The organism is Desulfovulcanus sp. (genome assembly GCF_982781345.1).
On sequence record NZ_CEYAEZ010000113.1, the window covers coordinates 1 to 2,532 of the forward strand.

Genomic DNA, 2,532 nt, shown 5'->3' on the forward strand with positions numbered 1-2,532 from the left:
ACTCTATGTTTTGAGCATTATCAACAGTGACTGGCAGTTTATGACGGGTGATGATTGGTTAAATACCTCTGCTACGCGTAATCGTTTTGCCCAGTATGTCGAAAATGAGATCAATTCAGAGATTGACAAGCTATGGGACAGGCTAAAACAAAAATTCAGCCATCTGCCAACAGAATATATACGCAAGGTAGGAAAACTAGAAGAAGTCCTGGCCCAAGTCGCTCAGGATGTTAAAGCAGATGTGGCCATAATCGGTGCTTATCAAAAAAAACAGGCCCCTGGATTTAAAGCCAGACTAACAAACAAGGACCTTCATCCTCTCATGCCATGTCCTCTAGTCATTGCTGTTTAAATATTATGGATACACAACAAAAAATAAACTGGCATAAGATCAATCTTCCCTGGATAAACAGATTTTGGGAAGATCTAAATTTGCACAATTTAGCCAGACTTAATCCCCACTGGTATTTGCCCAAAAAATTTGAGATTAAAAACTTCGAAGTAGAAGATGCATTTTTGAAAAAAAACCTGAGTATAAGTCTGGAACAAGAATTTAACCCTCAAGAGAAAATCTGGCAGGCTAAAATAGAACCTTTAGGCCTAACCTTTTGGGCGAGAGAGGCCGATGCTGGCAACAACACGGAAATCGCCTATTCATTCTCTGAGCCCGAGGATGAGAACTTAAGCAAATGGGCCCTATACTGGCTAACAAGTCTACGTGAATATTACCGCCTATACACCGGTAAAGGCATAAACAAGACCATATGGCGTTTTATCATGAATAAAATCTGGCTGCCCATGAACCCCACCCAGAGGAAAATCTCCCTCTTTATTTTTAAATTTACTTTCGTGGAGATGGTCCTCATTGCAGCCATTCTCATAGGCTACTTTGTCTATATTAAAAACAAATAGGGGGAAATTATGGACCAAAACAAACCTGTATGGCTTAATTTTTTACGTCATTTCTGGATGGCCTTCTATTCTCTTAACCATATTCTGCTCCCATTTCTGCTTATTTACCAGTTTCTGGGCCTGCTGGCGATAGACCTACCTGGTATCTTTTTATACAAAAATGTCTCTGCTGATGGAAGCTGGTGGGTAGGTATTTACTGGACCCATCCGGTGCTTATTTCTTTTTTGGGCATTTTAGCTATTGCTGCGCTAGGATATGCTTTTCTCAGGAGACACGACTATCGTGACTACCGCGACTCTGACATCGAAAGTCAGCCCGGATTTTAAAATCATTATTTAAAAGATATTTCTTCCCTATCCCCATGCATCCTGGGTGAAAGTGGACACCCACTATTCAATCCCGGATACTTGGCAGCGAAGCCCCTTTGTCTAGTCTTTATCCGGCCTGACCAGTATGCTGCTAAGATATTGAAACAAAGTGTAAAACTTGCCCGCAAAAATTGGGGAATACTTTACATCACTTTTATTCCCAATAACCTTATTCCCCAGGAGGCTGAAATTTTCAGGATCAAAACCTTTTCATTATTGAGCAAGACATTAATTAAATTAAGACAGGAAAGACTCATCTGGGGATTGCGCATTATTGAAGACGTTGTTCCTTCTATTGCCGCCATGAACATGGTCAAAAAATATAAACCCAAAAAAATTCTGGCTGGAAATCCCCGGCAAAACGGTTTAAAAACAATTTTTAAGCTAGGAGTGGTCAGAAAAATCCAAAAATCTACCTTTAAACCTTTATTGGAAGTAAACTAATGCTCTTAGCTATATTTTCTGATATTCACGCAAATTTTACCGCCCTGGAAAAAGTGTATCGATTCATTCAAAAAATAAAACCCGACCTGACTATCTTTTTGGGCGACGCTGTAGGGTACGGGGCAAGTCCAAAAGAATGTATTCAACTTTTGTCTGAGTGGGATGGATTAGTAGCTGTTCAAGGAAATCACGATCGAAGTGTTGGGGGAGACTTTATTGGTCTGGAAGGCTACTCTCAACGAGCTCTAGCTAGCCTTATCTGGACCCAAAAACTATTAAGCAGTGATGAAAAAAAATGGCTGCGTCAGCTGCCACTTCGCAAAAAAATTGATAATATTGGATTTAGTCACGCTTCATGGTTTAAACCTAAGGCTTTTACTTATCTTACTTACAAGTGGCAAGTAGCAGTCAATTTAATCGGGTCAGGTCCAAAAATTATTTTTACAGGACATACCCACACTACTAGGGTATGGGTAAAAAACAGTCATTGGAGCTTGTCTAAACTCAACTTAAACAGTCAAAAAACTTTAACCATTTCAGCTGAGGCAAAAATTTTAGTTCAGTGTGGAACGGTTGGTTATCTGCCACAACCTGAAGCCGCTGCTGACATTTTACTTTACGATACCCGAGAAAATGAAATATCTCGGGAAAGGATATCTTTCAATCCCGATAAAGAAATAAAAAAGATAGACAGCCTGATTTACAATCAGACAGACTCAACAGGATCTGACTCTGACTATAAAGAGATAGAGATTCCAAAAATTTTATAATTTTTTTAGATAAGTTACAAAATTTTATAAACCTTTT

General features: G+C 39.2%; 5 protein-coding genes. All 5 read left to right on the forward strand.

Annotated elements, in window-relative coordinates:
• Positions 1-352: universal stress protein (locus AC3WVG_RS11365; protein ID WP_488798233.1), on the forward strand; the 352-nt coding region annotated here is incomplete at its 5' end.
• 5 nt (positions 353-357) lie between these two features.
• The gene (locus AC3WVG_RS11370) at positions 358-912 is read left to right on the forward strand and encodes a hypothetical protein (RefSeq protein ID WP_488798234.1); all 555 of its coding nucleotides are present in this window, start codon (positions 358-360) and stop codon (positions 910-912) included.
• 9 nt (positions 913-921) lie between these two features.
• Positions 922-1,239 carry a hypothetical protein gene (locus AC3WVG_RS11375; RefSeq protein ID WP_488798235.1) on the forward strand — a complete coding sequence of 106 codons (318 nt, stop codon included), beginning with the start codon at positions 922-924 and terminating at the stop codon, positions 1,237-1,239.
• Positions 1,240-1,320: 81 nt separating this feature from the next.
• A complete protein-coding gene (locus AC3WVG_RS11380; RefSeq protein WP_488798236.1) occupies positions 1,321-1,725 on the forward strand; it encodes a hypothetical protein in 405 nt (134 codons plus the stop codon).
• Complete coding sequence (locus AC3WVG_RS11385; RefSeq protein ID WP_488798237.1) at positions 1,725-2,495, forward strand: metallophosphoesterase family protein; 771 nt, start codon at positions 1,725-1,727, stop codon at positions 2,493-2,495. The genes AC3WVG_RS11380 and AC3WVG_RS11385 overlap by 1 nt, the downstream gene beginning before the upstream one ends.
• The last annotated feature ends 37 nt before the right edge of the window (positions 2,496-2,532 follow it).

Excerpts from the sequence above, each read along its gene's own strand:
- AC3WVG_RS11370 (WP_488798234.1), top strand. The coding sequence starts at position 358 with ATGGATACACAACAAAAAATAAACTGGCATAAGATCAATCTTCCCTGG.
- AC3WVG_RS11375 (WP_488798235.1), top strand. The coding sequence starts at position 922 with ATGGACCAAAACAAACCTGTATGGCTTAATTTTTTACGTCATTTCTGG.
- AC3WVG_RS11385 (WP_488798237.1), top strand. The coding sequence starts at position 1,725 with ATGCTCTTAGCTATATTTTCTGATATTCACGCAAATTTTACCGCCCTG.